Here is an 18,576-nt window from a genome sequence, read left to right as displayed (position 1 = left end):
GCGGGTGGTATGCGGTGCCGGTTGTGGCCGTCGCGTGGTTTGGCTTCCCCCCGGCCCCGTGGGGGTCCACCACAACCCCCCCCCCCGCCCCCCCCGGGGGCCCCCCCCACGACCTCATAGGACGCGGCCAGTTCGCACACCGGCCAGTCCGAGCCGAACACCAGGCGGCCCGGCCCGAACGCCGTCAGCACGTGGTCGACGTACCGGCTCAGGTGCCCGGCCCGCCACGCCGCCCAGTCCGCCTCGGTCACCAGACCGGACAGCTTGCAGAAGACGTTCTCCCTCGCCGCCAGCGCCGCGACCTCGTCGGCCCACGGCTGCCAGCCGCCGCCGGCGATCGGGGGCTTGGCCGCGTGGTCGAGCACGAACCGCTGGTCCGGCAGCGCCTCGACGGCCTTCCGCGCCGCGGGCAGTTGCGCGACGGTGACCAGCAGGTCGTAGGCGAGCCCGGCGGCCCCGACCGCGGCGAGCCCGCGCAGGACGTCGGGGCGCAGCAGCCACTCGGCGTCGTCCTCGCTCTCCACCTGGTGCCGGATCCCGACCAGTGGGCCCGACTCCCCCAGCGCCGCCAGCCGGTCGGCGACGTCGGGAGCGGTCAGATCCACCCAGCCGACGACCCCGGCGATCACCGGTTCGGCCGCCGCGGTAGCCAGGAACTCCGCCGTCTCCTCGGCCGAGGACACCGTCTGCACCAGGACGGTCGCGTGCACCCCGGCGGCAGTCGTCACCGCGCGCAGATCGTCCACTGTGTACGGACGGCGGATCGGGTCCAGTGCGGCCCTTGCCATCCACGGGTAGTCCCGGCGGGCCGGATCCCACAGGTGGTGGTGCGCGTCGATCACGGCAGCCTCCCGGTTACGACGTCGGGGCGCAGCAGGCCCGCGTCGATCAATTCGGTCCACAGTAAGGGCGGAACGGCCGCCCGCGCGCGACGCGCGTTCGCGCTCACCTGCCCGGGGTCGTGTGCCCCGACGACCACCGACGCGACGGCCGGATGCGCGGCGGGCAGCGCCAGCGCCGCCCGCGGCAGCTCGACGCCGTGCCGCGCGCAGATCGCCGCGATCCGCCCGGCACGTTCCACCAGGGATTCGGGTGCTTCCGCGTAGTCGTAGAGACGCCCCGGCTCGGCGGTGGCGAGAATCCCGCCGTTGAAGGCGCCGCCGACGACCACCGCGGCCCCGCGCTCGGCGCACAGCGGCAGCAGTTCGTCCTGCGCGGACTGGTCGAGCAGCGTGTACCGGCCCGCGATGAGAACGACGTCGAGATCGAAGCGCCGGACGAACTCGGCGGGCATCGCGGACTGGTTCATCCCGACCCCGATCGCACCGAGGACGCCTTCGTCACGCAGCCTGAGCAAGGCCGGGAAAGCGCCGGAAACCGCGTCGTCGAAATGCTCGTCGGGATCGTGGACGTACGCGAGGTCGATGCGGTCGAGTCCGAGCCGCGTCAGGCTGTCCTCAAGGGATCGCAGGACGCCGTCGCGGCTGAAGTCCCAGCGCCGCCGATACGCGGCGGGCACGTCGAAACCGGCCTCGTCCTTCTTGCCCGTGCCCTCGGGGTTCGGATCCAGGACCCGGCCGACCTTCGTCGAGACGACGTACTCGTCGCGTGGGTAGGCCGCGAGTGCCGCGCCGAGGCGACGTTCGGACAGGCCGAGCCCGTAATGCGGTGCGGTGTCGAAGTAGCGGACGTCCTCGTCCCACGCCCGCCGGACGGTCGCGGTCGCGGTTTCGTCGTCGATGGCGTGGTAGAGATTTCCCAGCTGCGCGCAGCCGAGCCCCAGCGAGGAAAGTTTCACGGCAGCTCCCAGACGAGCCCGATCCCGGTGTCCCCGCCGGAGTAGTCGTCCTCGACATCGAGCAGTTCGGCCATCCTGGCCTGCCACGGCACGTTCGCCGGATGATCACGCAGCGTGGCCCGCATCGCGGCGTAGTCGTCGACCTCCACCAGGTGGAAAAGATCCAACCCGTCGCGCCAGATCCGCCACGACCGCACGCCCGCTTCCCGCAGCGCGGCGTCCAGCTCCGCCGGGATCACGGCGTGGACGCGTTCGTACTCCGCCTCCTTACCCGGTTTGAGCCGGGTGTGCAGTGCCACTCTCTGTGGTACCCGATCGTGGGTCATCGCTCCTCCTTCGCGGTAGTCGTGGCACGCTGTGCACAACACACCGAAACATCCGAGGTCTTCTGCAGGGAGGGGTGGCGCGGATGCCCGTCACCGACGTCGCGATCGACAAGATCAAGGACATGATCATCTCGGGGGAGCTCGCTCCGGGTGACCGGCTGCCGAAGGAGGCCGAACTCGCCCAGCGGCTCGGCCTGTCCCGCAGCTCGCTGCGCGAGGCCGTGAAAGCGCTCTGCCTGATCCGCGTGCTCGACGTCCGGCAGGGCGACGGCACGTACGTCACCAGCCTGGAGCCGAACCTGCTGCTCGACGCGATGACGTTCGTCGTGGACTTCCATCGCGACGACACCGTGCTCGACTTCCTCGCGGTGCGCCGGATCCTGGAGCCCGCCGCGACGGCGATGGCAGCGCTGCACATGCGCGACGAGGACATCGCCGAACTGGGCACGATGCTCGGCGAGCTGGAGGACGCGCCGACCGTGGAGGCGCTGGTCGCGAACGACCTGCAGTTCCACCGCAAGATCGCCGACGGCTCCGGCAATCCCGTGCTGTGTTCGCTGCTGGACAGTCTCTCGGGCCCGACGACCCGGGCGCGGGTCTGGCGCGGGCTCACGCAGGAAGGCGCTGTCGCTAAGACGCGGGAGCAGCACACGGCGATCTACGAGGCCATCGCCGCCCGCGAGCCGGAGCTGGCCCGGTCCTGGGCCACAGTGCACGTCGCGGGCGTCGAACAGTGGCTGCGCAACGCCCTCGGCTCCGCCGACGAGAACCCCGCCGCCTCGTAACACTCCGCCCGCCTTTCGAGCAGTGGTCCGTGAATGCCACATCGAGGGACTCTGATTCCCTCAATGTGGCATTCACGGACATCGGATGATCATGAACGCCGAGAGTTACGTTTGCGGTTTGCCGCCGGCGTACCTCGCGATGATCAGGGCGATGAGGATGATGGCGCCGTAGATGGCCTTCATCCACTCCGGCGGCACGTGCGCCACCTGCAGCAGGCTCGTCACCGACTGCAGGAGCAGGACGCCGGTGAGCGCGCCGACCAGTGAGCCCTTGCCGCCGTCGAGCGAGATCCCGCCGATCACCGCGGCCGCGAACACCTGCAGGATCATGCCGTTGCCCTGGTCCGCGCCCAGCGCGCCGACGTAGCCGGTGTAGGCGAGCCCGCCGATCGCGGCGAGGACCCCGGCGACGACGAACACCAGCCACGAGATCCGGTCCACCCGGATACCCGCCGCGCGCGCCGCCTCGCGGTTACCGCCGATCGCGTACAGCGCCCGGCCGACGCGGTGATAACGCAGCACGGCACCGGCGACGAGGAAGAGCACCGCGGCCAGCCACACCGACATCGGCAGCCCGGCGAACGTCGTGGTCGCCAGCGCGGTGAACGGGTCGAGCTGATCGAACAGCGTCTTGCCCTTGGTGGCGCCGATCTGGACGCCACGCAGCACGGTGAGCATCGCGAGCGTCACGATGAAGGCGTTGAGCTTCAGCTTGACGATCAGGAATCCGTTGACCGCGCCGATCACCGCGCCCACCACGAGGATCAGCAGCAGCCCGGCGAACGCGGGCATGTCGGTCCCGAAACCGGCCGACGCCGCCGGGATGACCACCATGACCCCGATCGCGGGCGCGATGCCCATGGTGGATTCCAGTGAGAGGTCGAACTTCCCGGTGATGAGCACGAGCGATTCGCCCAGCACTACCAGGGAAAGCGCCGCCGACGCGGACAGGATGCCGACGATGCTGTCGAAGGTCAGGAAGGTGTCGCTGATCAGCCCGCCGATGACGAACACGACCACGAGCACCGGTAGCAGCGCGAGTTCCCGCAGCCACACGGCTTTCCGGCGCCTCGCCGGTGCGGCCAGCGCCGCCGTCTGGGGATCGGTCTGAAGATTAGTCACCGAGCTGGACTCCTTCGATGTCGGCCACGAGGTCACCGTCGGACCAGCCGGCCTGGTGTTCGGCGACCACCCGTCCCGCACGCAGGACCAGCACGCGGTCGCTCAGGCGCAGATCGTCCAGCTCGTCGCTGACGATCAGCACCGCCTTGCCCTCGGCGCGCACCCGGTCCACGACCGCGAGCAGCGCCTCCTTCGATTTCACGTCGACCCCGGCGGTCGGGTTGATCAGCACGACCACCCGCGGATCGCTCGCCAGCGCGCGGGCGAGCACCACTTTCTGCTGGTTGCCACCGGAAAGGTCCGACACCGGTTGCTCGGCGCCGGCCGCCACGATGTCGTAGTCGGCCAGTGCCTGCGACGCCTTCGCGTGCCGCGTGCGCGGCGAGGCGATCCCGCCGGGGCCGATACGGTCCAAAATGGACAGCGTCGCGTTGTCCGCGATGGAGTGTTCCAGCACCAGCCCCTCGTGGTGCCTGTCCCTCGGCACACAGCCGATCCCGGCCCGCAGCGCGGCGGGGATGTCGCCGGGTCGCAGCCGCCGACCGTCCACAGTGATCGTTCCCGCCGAGGGGGAACGCAGTCCGTAAACGGTTTCCGCGACCTGGTGCTTGCCGCTGGCGTTGCTGCCCGCCAGGCCGATGACCTCGCCACGGTGGAGCCGGAACGAAACGTCCTGGAAGCTGTCCCCGGACAGCCCCTCGACAGCCAGCACTTCCGCCGCGTCCTCCGCGAGGGGATCCCGCGAGGCCGCGTCGCGCACGGCCAGGCCGCCCTTCTCGCCGGTCATCGCGTCGACCAGCTCGGCCCTGCCGACCTCGGCGACCGGCGCGGTGAGCACGTGCCGCGCGTCGCGCAGCACGGTGACCGCCTGGCACACCTCGTACACCTCGTGCAGGTGATGCGAGATGAACAGGAACGTTACGCCGTTCTCCTGCATCTGGCGCATCCGCTCGAAGAGCCGCTCGATCGCCTGGCTGTCCAGTTGCGCTGTCGGCTCGTCGAGCACGATGAACCGGGCGCCGTAGGACAGCGCGCGGGCGATCTCGACGAACTGCCGATCCTCCACCGACAGCTCGCCCGCCGGGGTGTCGACGTCGACCGCGACACCCCACGAGTCCAGTAGTTCCCGCGACTGACGCCGCAGCCGCGACCAGCCGATCGCGAGCCTGCCGCCGGACTGCCGGTTGAGGAACAGGTTCTCCGCGACGGTGAGCTGCGGGATCACCATGGCGTGCTGGTACACGCACGCCACCCGCTGCTTCCAGTCGTCCTGTTTGGACAACGCGGGGGCGGGCTCGCCGCCGAAGTACACCGCCCCCGTGTCCGTTTTGGACAGTCCGGTGAGGATGGAAACCAGCGTCGACTTCCCCGCGCCGTTGCGCCCGACGAGCGCGTGCGACTCGCCGGGGTTGACGGTGAGACTGACGTCGGCCAGCGCCACGGTCGGGCCGTAGCGCTTGCCGACACCCTGCGCGCTCACCACCGGGACGGTAGGCATGGCACTCACAAGTTGTTACCCCACAAGGCTTTGTCGTCCACGTTGTCCTTCGTGACGACCGGGGCGGGCAGCTGGTCCTCGAGAATCCCGGGGCTGACCTCGACGATGGTGCTGTTGTGATCGGTCGGGCCGGGCTTGAACGTCTCCCCCGCCATCGCCTTCTTCAGCCAATACATGCCGTACTTCGCGTAGTCGTCGGCGGGCTGGGACACCGTCGCGTCCAGCTCGCCCGCCCGGATCGCGGCCAGCTCCTGCGGGATGCCGTCGTTGCTCACCAGCACGACGTGCTTCGGGTCGCCCACCGGGAAGAACATGTTCTTGCGCTTGAGGGCGGCCTCGGTCGGCGCGAGGTAGACGCCGCCCGCCTGCATGTACACGGCCTTGATGTCCGGGTTCGCGGTGAGCAGGCTGTCCAGGCCGGCCGAGGCCTTGTCGGCCTTCCACTCCGCCGGGATCTCCAGCACCTGCACGTCCGGGTACTTCGTCTTCATGCACGTCCGGAACGCCTCGGACCGGTCACGGCCGTTGACCGAGGCGAGATCGCCCATGACCTGCACGACCTTGCCGGACTTTACCTTCGCGCCGATCGCGTCGCACGCCTTGGTGCCGTAGGCCTTGTTGTCCGCGCGCACCACCATCGCGACCTTGCCGCCCTCCGGGGCGACGTCGACCGCGACCACCGGCACGCCCTTGTTCTCGGCCTGCTTGAGCCCGGCGACCACGGCCGCGGAGTCCAGCGGCGTCACGACCAGGCCCTTGATGCCCTGGTTGAGCAGTGTCCCGATGTCGGTGATGAGCTTCGCCGGGTCGCTGTCGGCGTTGACCGTGGGCAGCGCGTCGAGCCCGGACTGCTGGGCCATCTTGGGGACGTAGTTGTTGTAGGCCTGCCAGAACGGCGACGTCAGCAGCGGCAGTGTCGCGCCGACCTTGCCGCCCTGCGCGGAACCCGCCGCGCCGGCCGGTTTGTCCTTTGTGGACCCACAGGCCGCCAGGACCAGGCCGAGCGCGGTGGCCGCCGCGGCCACCTGGATCACCCTCGTACGCACCGCATCCTCCTTGATGACAGCGGAAATCACGTCTTCAGTTGTCGACCGGCCCGCGCGGGCGCAGACCGTACATCCCGCCGTCCACGGCCAGCGCCGTGCCGGTGGTCGAGGCGGCGGCCGGGCTCGCCAGGTACACGATCGCGTTCGCCACCTCGTCCGCGGTGACGAGCCTGCCCATCGGCTGCCGCGCGGCGAGCGCGGTCCGTTCCGCCTCGGGATCGGCGGCTGCATCGAGCAGTCTGCCCACCCACGGGGTGTCCGCGGTACCCGGACAGACACAGTTGACCCGGATCCTGTCCGGTAGGTGGTCGGTCGCCATCGCCAGGGTCAGCGACAGCACCGCGCCCTTGCTCGCCGAGTACAGCGCGCGCTGGGGCAGCCCGGCCCACGCCGCGATGGAGCACGTGTTGACGATCGCCGCCGACGGCGACCGGCGCAGATGCGGCAGCGCGGCCCGGCTCAGCCGGACCATGCCGACGACGTTGACGTCGAGCAGCCGATGCCATTCGTCGTCACTGTTGCCGGTGACGTCACCCTGCGCCCCGATCCCGGCGTTGTTGACCAGGACGTCGAGGTGGCCGAACCGCTCCACGACGGCGTCGATCGCGGACGTCACCTCGGCGTCGGAAGAGACGTCGCAGCGGAAGCCTGTCAAAGGCTCCGGGACGTCGTCGGGCTTGAGGTCCAGCACGGCCACCTGCGCGCCACGAGCGGCCAGCTGCTGGGCGGCGGCGAGGCCGATCCCCGACGCCCCGCCGGTGACCACCGCGACCAGGCCCTCGAACTCACTCATGCGTTCTCCGTCCATTCAGGACCGTCCGGGAACCGGAACCGGCGCAGCGTCGCGTCGTGCATGCGCGCGGAGAACCCGGGTGCGGTCGGGGCGAGGTAGCGGCCGTCGCGCACGACCGCCGGATCGGTGAAGTGCTCGTGCAGGTGATCGACCCATTCGATGCTGCGGTCGACGTCACTGCCGGACACCGCCACGTAGTCGAACAGCGAAAGGTGCCGCACCAGCTCGCACAGCCCGACCCCGCCGGCGTGCGGGCACACCGGCACGCCGAGCTTGGCCGCCAGCAAGAGGATCGCGAGGTTCTCGTTCACCCCGCCGACGCGCGCGGCGTCCAGCTGCAGCACCGAGATCGCCCCGGCCTGCAGCAACTGCTTGAACACAACCCGGTTCTGGACGTGCTCGCCGGTGGCCACCCGGATCGGGGCAAGCGCTTTCGCGATCGCGGCGTGCCCGAGGACGTCATCGGGTGACGTCGGCTCCTCGATCCAGTACGGGTCATACGGCGCGAGCGCGGTCATCCAGGCGATCGCGGCCGCGACGTCCCAGCGCTGGTTCGCGTCGACCGCGATCCGCACGTCCGGGCCGACCGTCTCGCGAGCCAGCTTCATCCGGCGGACGTCGTCCTCGACGCTCCCGCCGACCTTGAGCTTGATCATGTCGAACCCGTCGGCGACGGCCTGGGTCGCGAGCCGGACGAGCTTCGCGTCGGAGTAGCCCAGCCAGCCGGGCGACGTGCTGTACGCGCGGTAGCCCTGCTCCTTCACCCGTGCGATCCGCTCGGCGCGGCCCGGTTCGGCCGCGCGCAGGATGTCCAGTGCCTCCTGCTCGGTGAGCGCGTCCGACAGGTACCGGAAGTCCACAAGGGACACCAGCTCCTCCGGCGTCATCCGCGCCGCGAACTCCCACACGGGCAGGTCGGCGCGTCGCGCGGCCATGTCCCACGCGGCGTTCACGATCGCGCCGATGGCCATGTGCGCGACGCCCTTTTCCGGGCCCAGCCAGCGGAACTGCGAGTCCCCGACCAGCCGCCGGGACAACTCGCCGAGCGCGGCGGCATCGGTCGGGACGTCCCGGCCGACGACGTGCGGCGCGAGCGCGCGGATCGCGGCGGCCTGCACGTCGTTGCCGCGGCCGATGGTGAAGGCCAGCCCGTAGCCGTCCGGCCCGCCGTCGGCGTGCAGTACGACGTAGGCGGCCGAATAGTCCGGATCCGGGTTCATGGCGTCCGACCCGTCCAGCTCCCGCGAGGTCGGGAACCGGATGTCGAGGACCTCCATGTCGACGATCTTCGCCATGTCAGGCCTGCCTCACCGTCTGCCGCTGACGGCCGAGCCCGTCGATCTCCAGCTCCACGATGTCCCCCTCGCGCAGGTACGGCTTGGGCTCGGGCTGGCCGAGCGCGACGCCCTCCGGGGTGCCGGTGTTGATCAGGTCGCCGGGGCGCAGCACCATGAACTGGCTCAGGTAGTGCACGATCTCGGCGACGGTGAAGACCATGTCCTTTGTGGACGAATCCTGCCACTTCCTGCCGTTGACCCACAGGCGCATCCCGAGGTCCTGCGGGTCCGCGATCCCGGCGGCCGGGACCAGCGACGGGCCGAGCGGGTTGAAGTTCTCGCAGGACTTGCCCTTGTCCCAGGTGCCGCCGCGTTCGAGCTGGAACTCGCGCTCGGAGACATCGTTCGACACGACGTATCCGGCGACGTGGTCCAGTGCCTCGTCGACGCTGTCGAGGTAGCGCGCGGTCTTGCCGATGACGACGCCGAGTTCGACCTCCCAGTCGGTGGCGGTGGACTTCCGCGGGATCAGGACGTCGTCGTGCGGGCCGACGACGACGTCGGCGGCCTTCATGAACACGACCGGTTCGGCGGGGATGGGCGCGCCGGTCTCCTCGGCGTGCCGCCGGTAGTTGAGGCCGATGCAGACGACCTTGCCGGGCGTGGCGATGGGCGCGCCGAGCCGCGCGCTCGCGGCGTCCGGTCCGGCCTGCGGGAGGCTGCCGTCCTTCAGCGCCGTGGCGACCCGGGCGATGCCGTCCGCGGCGAGGAAGCCGCCGTCGATGTCGGCGGTCAGGCCGCTCAGCTCGTAGAGCACGCCCTCCGCCCGCACGAACGGACGCTCACTTCCCGGTTCTCCGAGACGCACAAGCTGCACGGACGTTCCCTTCCGACTCCCGCCGCCGTGCCGGTCACCCCGGCCTCGACGACCCACCCGTCAAGCAGACATCCGATGTATATCGCAGAGATACCCCCTCAATCCAGAGTTCGGACCGAATTGTCCGGAAAATTGATCGGATCTCCTTCGTGTCGCCCCTCGGCCGACCGGGTGTTACGGGTCACAGCAGGAATAGCACGCCGGAGGGTGCCCGTTCCGTTTGGAGGGAAACGATCTCTGGGGAGACTGAGTGAGCACCACAGCGACGCGGGCGGCCACGCCGGGCACGGGCATCGCCGGGGCGACCCGGGTGAAGTTCGCGCTGATCCTGGGCGGGCTTTCGGCGTTCGGCCCGCTGTCCATCGACATGTACCTGCCCGCGCTGCCCGCGATGGCGGGCGATCTGCGCGCCGCGGACACGACGGTGCAGCTGACGCTGACGGCGTTCATCGTCGGGCTCGCGATCGGCCAGCTGGTGCTCGGCCCGCTGTCGGACATGCTGGGCCGCCGCCGTCCGCTCATCGCCGGGCTCGCGCTCTACGTGCTGGGTTCGGTCCTGTGCGCGCTCAGCCCGAACGCGGAGCTGCTGATCACCGCGCGGGGCATCCAGGCGGTCGGCGCCGCCGCGGGCATCGTGATCGCCCGCGCGACCGTGCGGGACCTGTTCTCCGGCATCGCGATGACCAAGTTCTTCTCGGTACTCATGCTCGTCAACGGCCTGGCGCCGATCCTGGCCCCGATCATCGGCGGTCAGCTGCTGAACTGGACGTCGTGGCACGGCGTGTTCGTCGCCCTGGCGGCGTTCGGCGCGCTGCTGCTGATCGTCGTCGTCCTCGCGCTGCCCGAACCGCTGCCCGTCGAACTGCGCTCCTCCGCGCGCTTCGGTGAGGTCCTGCGCTCGTACGCCGCCTTGCTGACCGACCGGGTTTTCGTCGGCTACGCACTGGCTTCCGGGCTCATGTTCGGCGGCTTGTTCGCCTACATCTCCGGATCCTCGTTCGCGCTGCAGGAGGTGTACGGGCTGAGCCCGCAGGCGTTCAGCCTGGTGTTCGGCCTCAACGGCGTCGGCATCGTGCTCGCCGGACAGCTCAACGGACGGCTCGTCGGCCGCTTCACCGAGCGAGCGCTGCTCAGCGCGGGCCTGATCGTGTTCGCGGTGAGCGGGGTGGGTGTGCTGGCCGCCGCCGCGGGCGGACTGGGCCTGATCGCGCTGCTGGTCCCGCTGTTCGTGATGATCGCCAGCATCGGGCTGGTGGCGCCGAACTCGAGTTCGCTCGCACTGGCCGAGCACGCGCGCTCGGCGGGCGCCGCGTCGGCCTTGCTGGGCGTCGTGCAGTTCGTGGTCGGCGGGTTCGCCACTCCCCTGGTCGGGCTCGGCGACAAGGGCAGCGCGACGCCGATGGCGTTGGTGATGGCCGGATTCGGAGTCCTGGCGTTGCTGGCGTACGCGGGGCTGACGCGTCAGACCAGCCCGGCGAGGTCGTCCGACTTCAGCTGATCAGGCGTGACGGTGGCACGGGCGCGGATGAGCGCGTCGATCGGTGAAGTTTGTTCTTACCGGTCCAGCTGCGTCAGCGCTCCCAAGTAACCGACGGTGCTTCTACGCCCGACGCGTCTGCAAGATCACGGTTCCCGAGGTCATTCCATGGGCGCCAAAGTCAGCCGTCCACCTGCACCTGAAATCCGGATATCGACACGAGAGCTTCCGCAGTAGGATGGAACCAACAGAGAGGGAGCACAATGGGAAATGGCAAAGAAGAAAACGAGCCCGAGGACAAGCCGAACAAACACTCCGTGGAAGACGACAAGAACCCCGGAAAGACCAGCAACGATATCGACCCATCGGAGTACGGCAAGCGCAAATGACAGCTGTCAGCGGGCCTGGTTCCCTGGTGTCGGAACTGCACTCGTCAGGAGATCTTCCCACCGAGTGCGGTTCTGCGTTCGAGGCGGTCAAGCGAGAGTACTTCGTCCCCGACCGGATGTGGGTACAGGAGGAAGACGACGGACCGTATGAGCCGGTAGACCGCGCAGAGGAACCCGGAAGATGGGTGAACAACGTCTATTCCGACCGGGTTATCGTTACCCAATTCGACGACGGTGCGACCGTCTGGCCCCACGTCGGTCGGCGTCCCACTTCGTCGGCGTCGATGCCCTCGGCAGTGGCCGGGATGCTCGGGGCCGCAGGCGCGCGTCCGGGAGAATCCGTGCTGGAGATCGGCACTGGCACCGGATACAACGCCGCGCTTCTCGCCGAGCTGGTCGGCCCGGCCGGAAGCGTGACCAGTCTCGAAATAGACCATAGCGTCGGCACTACAGCTCGGCGGAATCTGGAAGCAGCCGGATACCGCGGGGTCGAAGTCGAGATCCGGGACGCGGCCGTGGCCACGGGGCGCTATTTCGACCGGATCATCGCCACCGTCGGGGTTCATCTCGGGCAACTGCCGTATTGGTGGGTGGAATCCGCGAAGGTCATTCTTGCACCCATGAGGGCCGATCTTGCTTCTGGCCCGCTGGTGAGGTTCGAGGTCGATGCCGGGAGTGCTCGAGGCCGGGCCGTAGGCGTGCGGGTCGGTTTCATGGAGATGAGGTCCCAGCGCGTTCGCTCGATGTACACCGGGAATCTTCGATGGGACGACGAAAAAGCGGACGTCTCCACGACAGACGTGAATCCGTTTGCCGTCCTGCTGAACGAGTCGTCACGGTGGGCGGCCAGTGTTGCGGTCCCGTCATGCCGTTATGACTTGGAGAAACCTACTGACAAGCGGAATCATGGGGTGGCGTGGCTGGTCGATCCCATCTCCCATTCATGGGCCAGCATCGTTCCCGAAGATGACGACACGTTCACTGTTCGGCAGTATGGACCCCGGCGTCTGTGGGCCGCGGTCGAGAACGCCTATCAATGGTGGCAGCGCAACGGCGAACCGGCCATTGAAGAGTGGGAATGGAAAATAACGTCAGAGCGCCAGTCCATCGGTCTGCCAACGCCGCAGTAACGCAAGAACCACAAACCGCGGTTCACGCCAGCCCGGCGAGGTCGTCCGACTTCAGCTGATCAGGCGTGACGGTGGCACGGGCCCGGACGAGCGCGTCCAGCGCGTCGCCGTCGTCCCAGGCGTTGACGTTCATCGCGGCCGTGACCCGGCCGTCGCGCAGCCAGAACGCGATGAACTCCCGGGACGCCAGATCACCGCGCACCACCAGTTCGTCCGTGACGGGGTCGGCGAGACCGCGATACTCGCAGCCCAGATCGTATTGATCCGTAAAGAAATACGGGGCGTCGAGATACGGCTCGTTCTCGCCGAGCAGGTTCCCCGCGACGTGCGTGCCCTGCCCTTTCGCGTTCGCCCAGTGCTCGACGCGGATGCGATGCCCGTAGCGCGGGTGGAAGTGCGCCGCGATGTCACCGACGGCGTAGACGTCCGGTGCGGCGGTCCGCAGTCCGGCGTCGACGGCGACCCCGCCGTCGTCGGCGATCTCCAGCCCGGCGGCGTGCGCGAGCTCGACCCGCGGCGCGACGCCGACCGCGATCAGCACGACGTCCGCGCCGATCTCGTCGCCGTTCGACAACCGGACGCCGGTGACGCCGTCCGGACCGCCGGTGATCTCCGCGATGCCCTCGCCGAGCCGCCAGCGCACGCCGTGCTCGGTGTGCAGATCGCGGAACACCCCGGCGACCTCGGGGCCGAGCACGCCGCCCAGCGGCGCGGTGATCTTGTCGACGACGGTCACCTCGGCGTCGTGCGCGCGGGCGGCCGCAGCGGCTTCCGTCCCGATCCAGCCCGCGCCGATGACGACCACGCGCCGGGCCTCGTCGAACGCCGCGCGCAGCGCGAGCGAGTCGTCGATGGTCCGCAACGTGTGCACGCCGGGCAGGTCGGCGCCGGGAAGGGGCAGCGTCCGCGGCTGGGACCCGGTGGCCAGCACGAGCCGGTCGTAGCGGTGTTCGCCGCCCGCGTCGTCGAGCACCAGCCGTGCGCCCAGCTCGATCCGGGTCGCGGTGACGCCTTGGGTGTATCGGATGTCCTTTTCGGCGTAGAAGCCCTCACCGTGGACCCAGTCGGGCTCGTCGGTGCTGCCGAGCAGCACGCCCTTGGACAGTGGAGGCAGCTCGTACGGGCGGTGTCGCTCGGTCCCGATCAGCAGCACGTCGCCCTCGTACCCGCGCTCACGCAGCGCGCCCGCGGCGGAGGCACCCGCCAGCCCGGCACCGACGACGACGATCTTGCTGGGCTCGGACATCGAGACCTCCCCGTAGTTCCGGCAAGCCTGCTGCCCGGACGCTACTCCCTAGCCGCTCCACCGGAAACCGGGGCGAACCGCGCCCAGCCCGCCTCGCCGGAAACGCGCTGGTCAGGGATTGACCGGATAAGGCCGGTAACCCGTCAGTAGGAAAATCGGGTGAACCGGCGTCACGGGCTCCGGCGGCAGGAGTCCCAGCCTCGCACGAAGCACGACCACTGAGTGAATCGGAGGGCGAGGACCGTGGCAGCGAGGGACGAATGGTCGATCAGCTGCCGGGATCTGGCCGGCAGGCGCAGGGACGTGACGGTGTTCGTGAGCAGCGACAAGGTGGTGCTCGTCGCCCCGCCCGGCGAGGCCGCCGTGCTCGGGCCGCTCGACGTCGGACGGTTACGGGCCGCGCTGCGTGACGCCGTGGTAGCGGTCGCGCAGCATCCCGCCAACAGGTGACAACTACCGTTCCTACTTACGAGTAGGTACAGTCTCCCCTGAGCAAAGGGGACGACGATGACCACCTACTTCGTGACGGGTGCGACGGGCTTCATCGGGAAGCGCCTGGTCGCCCGCCTGCTGCGGCGGCAGGAAACCACCGCCGTCCACGTACTCGTGCGTGAGACCTCCCGCGACCGGCTGGCGGCGCTTTCCCGCGATTGGGCGGGCGCCGACCGGCTCGTCCCGGTCACCGGCGATCTCACCGAACCCGCGCTCGGCGTCGACGCGACGCGGTTCGCGGGGATCGACCACGTGGTCCACCTCGGCGCGATCTACGACCTCACCGCCGACGACGAGACCAACCGCGCCGCCAACGTCGAGGGCACCCGCAACCTGCTCGCCTTCGCGGCCGCCGCGAAGGCCGGGATGGTGCACCACGTCTCGTCCATCGCGGTGGCGGGCGACCACGCCGGCAAGTTCACCGAAGAGGACTTCGACCTCGGCCAGCACTTCGGTTCTCCTTACCACGCCACGAAGTTCGAGGCCGAGAAGCTGGTGCGCACCCAGCACGAGGTGCCGTTCCGGGTGTATCGCCCCTCGGCGGTGGTCGGCGATTCGCGGACCGGCGAGATGGACAAGATCGACGGGCCGTACTACTTCCTCCCCGCGATCTCCCGGCTGGCCGCGCTGCCCGGCAGGCTGCCGCTGGCCGCGCCCGATCTCGGCGCGACGAACCTGGTGCCGGTGGACTACGTCGTCGCGGCGATGGAGTACCTGATGCACCGCGACGCGCCCTCCGGCGCCACCTACCACCTGGCGTCGCCCCGGCCGCAGCCGCTGCACGAGGTCTACAACGCCTTCTCCCGGGCGGCGGGCGGGCCGCGGATCGGCGCCGTCCTCCCGGCGCGACCGTCCACAGTGGTCCGTTCGGCGGGAAGCCGGCTCGCGCGCATCGCCGCTGCCGGGGTCGACAGGGTCCCCGGCGGACGCGCCACCCGCGCGGCGGTGCTGGACGAACTGGGCATCCCGCTGGCGGTGCTGCCGCATCTGAGCATGGCCGTCGAGTTCGACACCGCGCGGACCACCGCGGCGCTGTTCGGCAGCGGCGTCGAACAGCCCGAACTCCGCGACTACGCGCCTCCGCTCTACCGGTACTGGCGCGAGCACCTCGACCCCGACCGGGCGCGGCACGGCGGCGGGCTGGCCGGGCGGGTCGTGCTGATCACCGGCGCGTCGTCCGGTATCGGCCGCGCGTCCGCGCTGAAGGTGGCCAAGCGCGGCGCGAAGGTGCTGCTGGTGGCGCGGCGGGCCGACGAACTGGAAGAGGTCCGCGCCGAGATCGCCGCCGCCGGTGGCCAGGCGGCGGCGTACTCGTGCGACCTGACCGACGGCGACGCCGTGGACGCGCTCGTCAAGGCCGTGCTCGCCGACCACGGCGCCGTCGACATGCTGGTCAACAACGCGGGCCGGTCGATCCGGCGTTCGGTGCGCCTGTCGACCGAGCGGGTGCACGACTTCGAACGCACCATGGCGATCAACTACTTCGGCCCGGTGCGGCTCACCCTCGGCCTGCTGCCGTCGATGGTGGAACGCCGCTTCGGCCACGTCGTCAACGTCACCACCCAGGGCCTGCAGACCGACACTCCGCGCTTCGCGGCGTACCTGGCGTCGAAGGCGGCACTGGAGGAGTTCGGCAAGGTCACCGGGCGGGAGACGCTGTCCGACGGCGTCACGTTCAGCTCGGTCCGGATGCCCCTGGTGCGCACGCCGATGATCACGCCGTCGTCGTACCGCGGGATCCCGTCGAGCAGCCCGGAACGCGCGGCCGCGCTGGTGGTCAAGGCGCTCGAGGAACGCCCGGAGATCCTGAGTCTCCCGGAAGGCCGCGCCGCCGAACTGGCGACGCTGACCGCCCCGCGGCTGGCCCGGTTCGCCGCCCACCTCGCCTACCGCGCGATGCCCGAGTCCGCCCCCGAGGCCCGCGGCCTGCCGCGTCAGTCGGCCCCGGCCTCGGTCGCCGCCGCGCTGACCCGCCTCCTCTGGCGCCGCCGCGCGTGAGCAAGGGGAGATCTCGTGTGTTTGAACGGAGATCTCGCGAGATCTCCGTTCAAACACACCAGTTCTCCGTCAGATCACTTCAGTTGTCCTCCAGCGCACGCATCGGGGCGCCGCCGGGGTTCCAGGTGTCGAGGAATCCCGGTTGGACGGAGGCGTCGACGACTTCGATCCGGGCGCCGATGCTGTCCACACGGTGGTAGGCGAAGGGACGGCCGTAGGGACAGGCGTCGAATTCCGCCGGGAAACCCGCCTCGGCCAGCCGGGCCGAAGAGTCCTGAATGGACCGTGTCCACCAGCCGAGATGGTCGAACCGCGCGACGCCGCCGCAGTCCCACGGGCTGCCCGGTGGTCCCTCGATCAGCTCCAGATGCGGAGGGCCTTCGGAGAAGACGATCCGGTAGTCCCATTCGCCGAGCCGTCCGTCGCGGACCGGCCGCCACGACGTCCCGGTGGCGGTGGTGAAGTCCCCCATGGCTTTCTCGAGGTCGGGCACGACGAAACAGGCGTGGTAGAAACCGCTCACCGGGCCACCCTAGGCGGTGACCGGGCGGTCACCATCGGCGAATGCGACCCACGGAACACCACGGGCGCCGGTCGCTAGGTTAGCCTAACCTCTGTGGAACAGACCGTGAACACGATCGCCGAGCCCGCGCGGACCACGCCGTCCGGCGAGACGCGGCTGCACGCCGAAGCGCTCACCCTCGCCTACGACGGCCGGACCGTGGCCGAGGACCTCGGAGTCGTCATCCCCGACCAGTCCTTCACCGTCATCGTCGGGCCCAACGCGTGCGGGAAGACGACGCTGCTGCGGGCGCTTTCGCGGATGCTCAAACCCCGCAAGGGCTCGGTGTTCCTCGACGGCCAGGTGATCGGCTCGTACCCGGCGAAGGAAGTCGCGCGACGGCTGGGGCTGCTGCCGCAGAGCTCGATCGCGCCGGACGGCATCACGGTCGCCGACCTCGTCGCGCGCGGCCGGTATCCACACCAGAAGCTGCTGCGGCAGTGGTCGCGCGAGGACGCCGCGGTGGTGGCCGAGTCGATGCGCTCCACCGGCGTCGACGATCTCGCCGAGCGGCTGGTCGACGAGCTGTCCGGCGGGCAGCGCCAGCGCGTCTGGATGGCGATGGCGCTCGCACAGCAGACCGATCTGCTCCTGCTCGACGAGCCCACGACGTATCTCGACATCGCGCACCAGATGGACATTCTGGACCTCTGCGCGCAGCTGCACGCCGAACAGGGCCGGACGCTGGTGGCCGTGCTGCACGACCTCAACCACGCCGCGCGCTACGCCACGCACATGATCGCGATGCGGGACGGGCAGGTGCTCGCCACCGGCTCCCCCGACGAGGTGGTCACGGCGGCGAACGTCGAGAAGATCTTCGAACTGCCCTGCACCGTCATGCCGTGCCCGGAGACCGGCACCCCGCTGGTGATCCCGAAGGCGAACCGCGCGCACTAGATTGGCCGTGGAGGTGTCATGACCCAGGAACTCTGGTCCACAGTAGACGGATATCTCGCGGACGCGATGATCCCCGCCGACCCGGTACTCGACGCCGCGCTCGCGGATTCGCGGGCGGCCGGACTCCCGTCCATCGCGGTCGCGCCCAACCAGGGCAAGCTGCTCAACCTGCTGGCCCGCGGCGTCGGCGCCCGCTCGATACTGGAGATCGGGACTCTCGGCGGCTACAGCACCATCTGGCTCGCCCGCGCGCTGCCCGAGGGCGGCAAGCTCGTCACGTGCGAATACGAACGGAAGCACGCCGACGTCGCCCGCGCCAACCTCACGCGCGCCGGATTCGGCGAGGACGTCGTCGAGATCCGCGTCGGCGCGGCGCTGGACACGCTGCCCCTGCTGACCGGCCCGTTCGACTTCATCTTCATCGACGCTGACAAGGCCAACCTCGCCGGCTACCTCAGCGAGTCGGTCCGGCTGTCCCGGCCCGGCACGATGATCGTCGTCGACAACGTCGTCCGCCGTGGTGCGGTCGCCGACCCCGGCGCCACCGATCCGGCGGTGATCGGCGTCCGGGCGATGAACGAACTCATCGCCCGCGAACCCCGCATCGACGCGACGACGCTGCAGACGGTCGGCGCGAAAGGCTACGACGGCCTGACGGTGGCCCTGGTCGTCTGACCTCTGGCGAGCCGCGGGTCGTGAATGGACCACCGCCCGCCCCCAACGCACCCAATGTGGCGTTCGGTGCGTCCAACGCGGCGAACGCCACATTGGGGATTTTTCATCCTGGTTTGTGCTGGTGGGGTGGGGTTGACGGGGTGGGGTAATGGTCAGGTTGTGGTGTCGCGGACGTGCTGTTCGTGCTG

At 69.8% G+C, this 18,576-nt stretch carries 19 protein-coding genes; 8 read left to right on the top strand and 11 right to left on the bottom strand.

Annotation, left to right across the window (positions count from 1 at the left end):
• The 3 genes from ACFWY9_RS27440 to ACFWY9_RS27430 form a co-directional block, all read right to left on the bottom strand.
• Positions 1–842, bottom strand: an 842-nt coding sequence (locus tag ACFWY9_RS27440) for an amidohydrolase family protein (protein WP_378340267.1), incomplete at its 3' end; no start/stop codon positions are given.
• The gene (locus tag ACFWY9_RS27435; RefSeq protein ID WP_378329086.1) at positions 839–1,798 is read right to left on the bottom strand and encodes an aldo/keto reductase; all 960 of its coding nucleotides are present in this window, start codon (positions 1,796–1,798) and stop codon (positions 839–841) included. The genes ACFWY9_RS27435 and ACFWY9_RS27440, both read right to left, overlap by 4 nt.
• Positions 1,795–2,124, bottom strand: a complete 330-nt coding sequence (locus ACFWY9_RS27430; RefSeq protein ID WP_378329085.1) for an L-rhamnose mutarotase — start codon at positions 2,122–2,124, stop codon at positions 1,795–1,797. The genes ACFWY9_RS27435 and ACFWY9_RS27430 overlap by 4 nt, the downstream gene beginning before the upstream one ends.
• Positions 2,125–2,207: 83 nt before the next feature.
• On the opposite strand from ACFWY9_RS27430, the gene ACFWY9_RS27425 reads away from it, so the two are divergent.
• A complete protein-coding gene (locus ACFWY9_RS27425) occupies positions 2,208–2,909 on the top strand; it encodes a FadR/GntR family transcriptional regulator (protein ID WP_378329084.1) in 702 nt (233 codons plus the stop codon).
• Positions 2,910–3,014: 105 nt separating this feature from the next.
• Here the strand turns inward: ACFWY9_RS27425 and ACFWY9_RS27420 are convergent, their stop codons facing one another.
• Genes ACFWY9_RS27420 through ACFWY9_RS27395 form a run of 6 tightly spaced genes read right to left on the bottom strand, consistent with a single transcriptional unit; the run spans position 3,015 to position 9,522 of the window.
• Positions 3,015–4,031, bottom strand: a complete 1,017-nt coding sequence (locus ACFWY9_RS27420; protein WP_378329083.1) for an ABC transporter permease — start codon at positions 4,029–4,031, stop codon at positions 3,015–3,017.
• Complete coding sequence (locus tag ACFWY9_RS27415; protein WP_378329082.1) at positions 4,024–5,529, bottom strand: sugar ABC transporter ATP-binding protein; 1,506 nt, start codon at positions 5,527–5,529, stop codon at positions 4,024–4,026. The genes ACFWY9_RS27420 and ACFWY9_RS27415 overlap by 8 nt, the downstream gene beginning before the upstream one ends.
• A gap of 5 nt (positions 5,530–5,534) precedes the next feature.
• A complete protein-coding gene (locus ACFWY9_RS27410) occupies positions 5,535–6,575 on the bottom strand; it encodes a sugar ABC transporter substrate-binding protein (protein WP_378329081.1) in 1,041 nt (346 codons plus the stop codon).
• Positions 6,576–6,609: 34 nt separating this feature from the next.
• Positions 6,610–7,368 (bottom strand): SDR family NAD(P)-dependent oxidoreductase, encoded by a 759-nt coding sequence (locus ACFWY9_RS27405; RefSeq protein WP_378329080.1) that lies wholly within the window; start codon positions 7,366–7,368, stop codon positions 6,610–6,612.
• Entirely contained in the window at positions 7,365–8,663 is a 1,299-nt protein-coding gene (locus ACFWY9_RS27400) for an enolase C-terminal domain-like protein (protein WP_378329079.1), read from the bottom strand. Before ACFWY9_RS27400 ends, ACFWY9_RS27405 begins: the two co-directional genes overlap by 4 nt.
• Before the next feature lies 1 nt (position 8,664).
• Positions 8,665–9,522 carry a fumarylacetoacetate hydrolase family protein gene (locus ACFWY9_RS27395; protein ID WP_378329078.1) on the bottom strand — a complete coding sequence of 286 codons (858 nt, stop codon included), beginning with the start codon at positions 9,520–9,522 and terminating at the stop codon, positions 8,665–8,667.
• 250 nt (positions 9,523–9,772) lie between these two features.
• Here ACFWY9_RS27395 and ACFWY9_RS27390 point away from each other — a divergent pair, with 250 nt between their 5' ends.
• The 3 genes from ACFWY9_RS27390 (at position 9,773) to ACFWY9_RS27380 (ending at position 12,518) form a co-directional block, all read left to right on the top strand.
• Positions 9,773–11,020, top strand: coding sequence for a multidrug effflux MFS transporter (locus ACFWY9_RS27390; protein WP_378329077.1), 1,248 nt, complete (start codon positions 9,773–9,775; stop codon positions 11,018–11,020).
• Positions 11,021–11,262: 242 nt separating this feature from the next.
• A complete protein-coding gene (locus tag ACFWY9_RS27385; RefSeq protein ID WP_378329076.1) occupies positions 11,263–11,388 on the top strand; it encodes a hypothetical protein in 126 nt (41 codons plus the stop codon).
• Between the two features lie 26 nt (positions 11,389–11,414).
• Positions 11,415–12,518 carry a methyltransferase domain-containing protein gene (locus ACFWY9_RS27380; protein ID WP_378329075.1) on the top strand — a complete coding sequence of 368 codons (1,104 nt, stop codon included), beginning with the start codon at positions 11,415–11,417 and terminating at the stop codon, positions 12,516–12,518.
• Between the two features lie 22 nt (positions 12,519–12,540).
• Here ACFWY9_RS27380 and ACFWY9_RS27375 read toward each other — a convergent pair whose 3' ends face one another.
• Positions 12,541–13,764: an NAD(P)/FAD-dependent oxidoreductase gene (locus ACFWY9_RS27375; protein WP_378329074.1), complete on the bottom strand. Its 1,224-nt coding sequence runs from the start codon at positions 13,762–13,764 to the stop codon at positions 12,541–12,543.
• Positions 13,765–14,007: 243 nt separating this feature from the next.
• Here ACFWY9_RS27375 and ACFWY9_RS27370 point away from each other — a divergent pair, with 243 nt between their 5' ends.
• Positions 14,008–14,214 (top strand): hypothetical protein, encoded by a 207-nt coding sequence (locus ACFWY9_RS27370; protein WP_378329073.1) that lies wholly within the window; start codon positions 14,008–14,010, stop codon positions 14,212–14,214.
• 57 nt (positions 14,215–14,271) lie between these two features.
• The gene (locus ACFWY9_RS27365) at positions 14,272–16,254 is read left to right on the top strand and encodes an SDR family oxidoreductase (RefSeq protein ID WP_378329072.1); all 1,983 of its coding nucleotides are present in this window, start codon (positions 14,272–14,274) and stop codon (positions 16,252–16,254) included.
• A 79-nt stretch (positions 16,255–16,333) separates the two neighbouring features.
• Here ACFWY9_RS27365 and ACFWY9_RS27360 read toward each other — a convergent pair whose 3' ends face one another.
• Positions 16,334–16,777: a VOC family protein gene (locus ACFWY9_RS27360; RefSeq protein WP_378329071.1), complete on the bottom strand. Its 444-nt coding sequence runs from the start codon at positions 16,775–16,777 to the stop codon at positions 16,334–16,336.
• Positions 16,778–16,870: 93 nt separating this feature from the next.
• On the opposite strand from ACFWY9_RS27360, the gene ACFWY9_RS27355 reads away from it, so the two are divergent.
• Entirely contained in the window at positions 16,871–17,713 is an 843-nt protein-coding gene (locus ACFWY9_RS27355; RefSeq protein WP_378329070.1) for an ABC transporter ATP-binding protein, read from the top strand.
• 18 nt (positions 17,714–17,731) lie between these two features.
• Positions 17,732–18,388 (top strand): O-methyltransferase, encoded by a 657-nt coding sequence (locus tag ACFWY9_RS27350; protein ID WP_378329069.1) that lies wholly within the window; start codon positions 17,732–17,734, stop codon positions 18,386–18,388.
• The last annotated feature ends 188 nt before the right edge of the window (positions 18,389–18,576 follow it).

The sequence above is a fragment of the Amycolatopsis sp. NPDC059027 genome (assembly GCF_042739735.1).
Classification (GTDB): Bacteria; Actinomycetota; Actinomycetes; order Mycobacteriales; family Pseudonocardiaceae; genus Amycolatopsis.
The sequence above is the reverse complement of the archived record's forward strand: the minus strand, read 5'-3'. Positions and strand labels throughout refer to the sequence as shown.